The sequence below is a fragment of the Deltaproteobacteria bacterium genome (assembly GCA_030654105.1).
Lineage (GTDB): Bacteria > Desulfobacterota > SM23-61 > SM23-61 > SM23-61 > JAHJQK01.
The window spans coordinates 1-6,516 of the sequence record JAURYC010000302.1 but is presented as its reverse complement, the minus strand read 5'-3'; the positions used below and the strand labels follow the sequence as shown (position 1 = coordinate 6,516).

7 protein-coding genes are annotated in these 6,516 nt (G+C 45.8%); all 7 read left to right on the top strand.

The window, feature by feature from the left end; translation table 11 throughout:
* Window positions 1-398: hydroxymethylbilane synthase (gene hemC, locus Q7V48_13120; protein MDO9211671.1), on the top strand; the 398-nt coding region annotated here is incomplete at its 5' end.
* On the top strand, window positions 395-1,915 hold the full coding sequence (cobA, locus tag Q7V48_13115; GenBank protein ID MDO9211670.1) for a uroporphyrinogen-III C-methyltransferase: 1,521 nt from the start codon (window positions 395-397) through the stop codon (window positions 1,913-1,915). The genes hemC and cobA, both read left to right, overlap by 4 nt.
* 90 nt (window positions 1,916-2,005) lie before the next feature.
* Window positions 2,006-3,190 carry a 12,18-didecarboxysiroheme deacetylase gene (ahbC, locus tag Q7V48_13110; protein ID MDO9211669.1) on the top strand — a complete coding sequence of 395 codons (1,185 nt, stop codon included), beginning with the start codon at window positions 2,006-2,008 and terminating at the stop codon, window positions 3,188-3,190.
* Between the two features lie 73 nt (window positions 3,191-3,263).
* Window positions 3,264-4,301, top strand: a complete 1,038-nt coding sequence (gene ahbD / locus Q7V48_13105; GenBank protein MDO9211668.1) for a heme b synthase — start codon at window positions 3,264-3,266, stop codon at window positions 4,299-4,301.
* A gap of 389 nt (window positions 4,302-4,690) precedes the next feature.
* Window positions 4,691-5,185 (top strand): hypothetical protein, encoded by a 495-nt coding sequence (locus tag Q7V48_13100; protein ID MDO9211667.1) that lies wholly within the window; start codon window positions 4,691-4,693, stop codon window positions 5,183-5,185.
* A 457-nt stretch (window positions 5,186-5,642) separates the two neighbouring features.
* Window positions 5,643-6,065, top strand: a complete 423-nt coding sequence (locus tag Q7V48_13095) for a cyclic nucleotide-binding domain-containing protein (GenBank protein MDO9211666.1) — start codon at window positions 5,643-5,645, stop codon at window positions 6,063-6,065.
* A 149-nt stretch (window positions 6,066-6,214) separates the two neighbouring features.
* Window positions 6,215-6,516, top strand: a 302-nt coding sequence (locus tag Q7V48_13090) for a tetratricopeptide repeat protein (protein ID MDO9211665.1), incomplete at its 3' end; no start/stop codon positions are given.

Sequence of the window (6,516 nt, the reverse complement as noted above, 5' to 3'; positions counted from 1 at the left end):
GGGAAGATCAAGTGGCGGAATTTTTCGAGCCGGAGGTGATGCTTCCAGCCGTTGGTCAAGGAGTATTAGCTATTGAAGCCCGTTTGGAGGACAAATGGGTGCAGCATCTATTAGCGAGCCTAAACCATTCTCCTACCCAATTATGTTTTATGGCGGAAAGATCATTTTTACAAAGGTTAGGGGGAGGTTGCCAAGTTCCCATTGCCGGCTTGGCCCAATTGTTTTCAGGAAGATTAATTTTAAGCGCTCTGGTGGCGACGGAAAATGGGCGGGAAGTAATCCGGGGAAAGCTGGAAGGTCCATCAGCGCAGGGGGAAGATTTGGGAAGACGGTTGGCTGAGGAACTGCTGGAGAAAGGGGCCAGCGATATTTTAAGCGAGGGCGAGAAAAGAGGATGAAAACAGGAAAGGTTTATTTGATTGGCGCCGGACCTGGAGATCCCGGGCTGATCACGGTCAAAGGGCTGGCCTGTTTGAGGAAAGCCGATGTGGTGGTTTATGATTACCTGGCCAATGAAGAGTTTCTCAGTTCGGTCCCCAAGGGAGCGGAGCGGATTTATGTGGGGAAAAAAGGCGGAGACCACACGCTCTCTCAGGAAGAAATTAATTCTTTGATTGCCGAGAAGGCCAGGAAGGGGAAAATCGTCGCCCGCCTGAAAGGGGGGGATCCCTTCATCTTTGGAAGGGGAGGGGAGGAAGCAGAAGAGCTTGCTCGGGAAGGCATTCCTTTTGAGGTGGTTCCCGGAGTTACCTCCGCCATTGCCGTTCCTGCCTATGCGGGCATTCCTTTAACCCACCGGGACTTCACTTCTACGGTGGCTTTTATTACAGGCCATGAAGATCCGACGAAAGAAGAGTCCAGGATATTGTGGGACAAAATAGCCACTGGCGTAGGAACACTTGTTTTCCTGATGGGAGTGGAAAATCTTCCAGTAATTGCTGCGGAGTTGATGAAAAATGGCCGGGATCCAGAAACACCCGTCGCCTTGATCCGTTGGGGGACTCTGCCCGAACAAGAGACGATTACAGGAAAACTTTCGACCATCGGAAAGATTGCTCACTCAAAAAAAATTAAGCCCCCAGTCATTATCCTGGTGGGGGAAGTGGTTAAATTGCGCGATCATCTGAATTGGTTTGAACGGCTCCCCCTCTTCGGAAAGAAAATCCTGGTGACGCGGTCTAGGGAACAGGCCAGCGACCTTTCTGAACGACTGCGGGAATTGGGCGGTGTACCTATCGAATTTCCGACTATCGAGGTGATTCTCCCAGAGAACTGGGATGACATTGATCATTGCGCATTCCAACTGATGACGTATGATTGGGTCATATTCACGAGCGTAAACGGGGTAAAATTCTTTCTGGACAGGTTCTTTACACTAGGGCTGGACATAAGGGATTTAAAAGGTCCTCGGCTCTGCGCCATTGGACCCAAGACGGCCGAAGCCTTGAGAACTTTAAAACTAAAGGTGGATTTCGTGCCTTCCGAATACCGAGCGGAATCAATTTTCGAAGGGCTGCGTAAGGAAGGTTTAAGGGGAAAAAAGGTTTTAATTCCCAGGGCCAAAGGGGCCAGAGATATCCTTCCGGAAGAGTTGAGAAGAGCCGGAGCCTTGGTAGATGTAGTAGAAGTCTATCGCACGGTTCGCCCTGCGGGGCAAGTGGAAAGAGTCTATAAGCTATTGGCCAAAAGGGCCATCTCAGCCATCACCTTTACCAGTTCTTCAACCGTAAGCAATTTTGTGGAAATGGTTGGAAAGAAGGATGCCCAAAAGCTGACGGCCGGAATTCCGATTGCTTCCATTGGCCCGATCACCGCCGAAAAAGGCAAGAGCTTGGGAATAGAAACAACCATCATGCCGCAAGAGTATACGATTCCAGCTCTGGTTGAAGCGTTGGTAGAGTATTTTCAGAAATAGCGATCAGCAAGTAACTTTCAGGTAAAAAAATACGTAAAATATTTTTTCTTGTCGCTGAAAGTAGATCGCTAATAAATACGAAGGTTTTTCATGATTGGCATTTCCAAATTATACTGCGGGACGGTAGAGGCTTCCGATCCCTTGCGCTACGAAAGGCACTCGGCCAAGCTACCTTCCCACCTTCTGCAGTTTTCCGCCGACAAAAAACCCGTAGTCGTATGGAACGTAGGGCAACGTTGTAATTTGAAGTGTGTTCATTGTTACTCTCAATCGCGAGATAAAAAATACAGGGGAGAGCTGACCACAGAGGAAGGAAGGAAGCTGATCGAGGATATTGCCCGCTTCGGGTCGCCGGTCATTCTTTTCTCTGGTGGTGAACCTTTGTTGGGGAAAGACCTTTTACCTTTGGCCCATCTAGCCACAGATTTAGGGATGCGGGCAGTGATTTCCACCAACGGTACCCTCATTACCAAAAGAATAGCCAGAGAACTGAAACGAATTGGATTATCTTATGTTGGAGTCAGCTTGGATGGGATGCAAGACACGAACGACCGTTTCCGAGGAGTGGAAGGATCCTTCGTAGCGGCCTTAAAAGGTATCCGCAATTGTCAGGAAGCTGGGATTAAGGTGGGGCTTCGCTTTACCATCAACCGCCGGAATGCCTTCGATATCCCTGAAATCTTTAACCTCCTAGAACAAGAGAATATACCCCGGGTATGTTTCTACCACCTCGTGTATGCCGGCAGAGGAAGTCAATTGGTGAAAGAAGACCTGGATCATCAGGAAACCCGAAAAGTCGTTGACCTGATTATTGATCGAACCCGGGATCTTCACCAACGAAACAAACCCGCGGAAGTTCTCACGGTGGATAATCATGCCGATGGTCCACACCTCTATTTGCGTATGCTGGGTGAAAACTCGCCGCGGGCCGACGAAGTACTTACCCTTCTACGAATGAATGGGGGAAATAGCTCCGGGGTAGGCATCGGCTGTGTAAGCTGGGATGGGTCGGTGCATGCGGATCAATTCTGGCGCCATTATTCTCTGGGAAATGTCCGAAAACACCCTTTTAGCGAGATATGGCAGGATACCCACGAACCCTTGATGGCCAAACTCAAAGAGAAGAAGAAGCACGTGAAGGGACGGTGTGCCTCCTGCCGCTGGTTGGATGTATGCGCGGGAAATTTTCGAGTGCGGGCCGAAGCGGTCACCGGAGACATCTGGGCTCCAGATCCGGCCTGTTACCTTACGGATGAAGAAATCGGAATCAGGTGAAATTCAAGTGAAAAGCGAAGATTCTTTTCTCCAACAAAAAATCTCTTCGGAAGTAAAAGCTCCCATCTTGCGAATGGTCGCCTGGGAGGTAACCCGCAGTTGTAATTTAAACTGTTGCCATTGCCGGGCTGCGGCTGAACGCGGCCCTTACCCGGAGGAATTGAGTACGGATGAATCTTTGAAGCTGATTGATGACATTGCCGCCTTTAGCCAACCAGTAATCATTCTTACAGGGGGTGAACCGCTTTTACGGGAAGATATTTATGAAATCGCCAGTTATGGGACGAGCCGTGGCCTCCGCATGGTCATAGCTCCCAATGGGACTTTGTTAGATGCCCAAAAGGCTGTACGTTTGAAGACTTGCGGAATTCAGCGGGTTTCCATCAGCCTGGACGGAGCCACCCGGGAAAGCCATGACAACTTTCGACGGGTTGATGGGGCTTTTACCGGCGCCTTGAAGGGAATTGAACACCTCAAGAAGGCTGGGCTTGAATTTCAGATCAACACCACAGTTACCCTTAAAAATCAGGGGGAGTTACCTGCAGTTTTAGATTTGGCTGTCCGTTTAGGGGCTGTTGCTCATCATATCTTTTTATTGGTCCCCACCGGAAGAGGGAGGGAGCTCGCCAAAGAAACCATTCAAGCCGAAGAATACGAGCATATTCTCCACTGGTTCTATGAGCAACGAGAAAAGATTCCATTACAATTGAAAGCTACTTGTGCACCCCACTATTACCGCATACTCCGGCAAAGAGCTAAGGAGGAAGGCAAAAAAATTACCCCTCAATCTCACGGCTTGGATGCTATGACCCGGGGATGTTTGGGAGGTATTGGCTTCTGTTTTATATCGCATCGGGGAGATGTGCAACCCTGCGGATACCTGGAGGTATTTAGTGGAAGCCTGAGAAAGCAAGGCCTGCGGCAAATATGGGAGTCTTCAACTTTATTTAAGCAGCTTAGAGATTTTTCTTCCTATAAAGGCCGGTGCGGCCGGTGCGAATACATGCGAGTATGCGGAGGATGTCGAGCTAGAGCCTTTGCCAAGGAAGGCGATTACATGGCGGAAGAACCGCTCTGCGGATATCAACCCCAAAAAGAAATCCATTCTTAGACCCCCCCCAAGACCTTTTCATTAAAAATTTTCCTCCCTGATCAAAATCAGGATATGTTATGGGGAACGGAGGAAAGACCCGCCAAGACAGGAATGTTTGGGGCCCCGTACAAATATGGCCAAGTGGTTTAATGGAATTTCTTTTTTAGGAAAAAAAAGATAAAAAGACCGAAGAGTTTTCTCCGCTGTAATGGGAAAAAACAAAAACAATAATTATAAACTAAGAAAAACATGCAAAGTCTTACAGTAAACAAAACACCCCAATAATAAATGAGCCCACCTGTGCTGAAATTAACTTACACGATTTTCCCAGGCATAAAAATTGCTGAAATAGGTTATCGCTTTCGCCAGGACGAAAAACAAATAAATTATTGGAGAGGGAATTTTATATGCCCCAAGCTGAATCAATCCTGATTGCTGATAATGAGTATAGCTTTAATGAACAACTCAATAGAATTTTGAAAAAGAACGACCCGAGGAGAGTTCGAGAACACCCCCCATCTTATTGGGAAGGTGGGAGCCTTCTAAAAAAATTAAATCCTTTTTTCAAGACAGAAAAATTTAGAATTTGGAAAGAATTAGAATTTTATTCAAAACTCGCCAAACAAGAACCCGGAAATACCAAAGCTCACCTGAAGATGGCTGAACTATATCAAAAGAAAAAAGACCATCAAAAAGCAGTTGGGGAATATTTATTGGCAGCAGAAATATTTTGTAAAAATAATTTGTTCCCTCAGGCGATGGCAGTTTATAAACAGGTCCTAAAGAAAAACCCCGAATTGGATCATGTGCATTTAAAAATTGCCGACATTTACCGGCAGACAGGATTCTTGGGGGATGCCTTCTATCGGTATAACCTTCTGCTCCAACAATACAATACCTAACCTCAGCAATCTCCTTTCCGGTGAATTCCCGCCTAAATTAAGTTTATTGCCCTGTCATTTTCAAAGAAGCCCCCCTATCACGTGGGGAAAGATAAAACGGGGATGAGAAGTCGTTGTCCATTTGGCCCATCCAAGCGACATCCCCCTGCACCCGGGGAATTAGTGAAAGACAGGTCAAATTTATAATAAAACTGGGGTTTGACAATTGTTCTAAAGCATGAAAAGCAAATCGATTGACGATTAAATCCGTATTCGCTAATATAAACTCGAGCGGGAGTAGGAAAAGGGAGATGTTTTTTTTGCTTTTTGAAAAAAATCACGGATTTGATCTTAAGTTTTTTAAACAAATGTCCGAAAATATTTTAAGGATTCATCAAACCCTGTTGGGGATTTTTGACTAAATAATTATCCTTATGAATCTAACGGTCTCAGGTGCTTGTTTTAAAAGGAGAAAGAGATGATCCCAATCGAAAGGCTCAGGAACGTTGAAATTTTCCAAGGTCTTAAGGATGAGGAACTCCAAGTCGTCGCTCGATTTTGCCACGAAGAAACTATGCCTGAAGGTTGCACGTTGTGTGAGGAAGGAGCCAGGGCCATTAAGCTTTTTATTTTGGAGGAAGGAGCCATTTCTATTCGTTTTATGAAGGGAGTTAATTTTGCTGTTCAAACCCCGGGCAAGATTTTGGGTTGGTCTTTTTTGGTTCCCCCGAATCGCTACACTGCTTCGGCGGTGACCATTCGTCCTTCAAAATTGTTAGTGATTAATAGCCCAGATTTTTATGTCCTCGTGAACCAGGACCCCAAGATGGGGGTAAAAATTATGAATAACTTAGCCCAGGTAGTGGCCAGCCGGATGAAAGCTTTCGTAGATTATTATTGAGATTTTAAAATTTCTAATCTTTCGAGAATCAAATGGAATTACTTAATAAATTGAGTAGATTTCTGAAAAAGGAAAAAATGCGAGACCCGGACCCATTGGAACAGTCCCTGGATTACGTCGTAAAAGATCCTGGGAACGCTCGCGCTCACTTGAAACTGGCGGAAATTTACCAAAAAAAAGGGGAAAAAAGAAAAGCGATTTCAGAATATCTTTTGGCTGCTGAAATTTTTGCCAAAAACAATCAGTATGTTGAAGCAATGGCCATTTACAAACAAGTTCCAAAACAAGATCCCTCCCCGGACCATGTTTATTTAAAAATTGCCGACATTTATCGTAAAATGGGTTTTTTAGGAGATGCTTTTGCCCAGTATAAGATTCTGGTAAATCATTATGACAAACAGGGCAGGAAAGATAAAGCGCTGGGAATAATGGGTTTAATGGCCGAACTAGA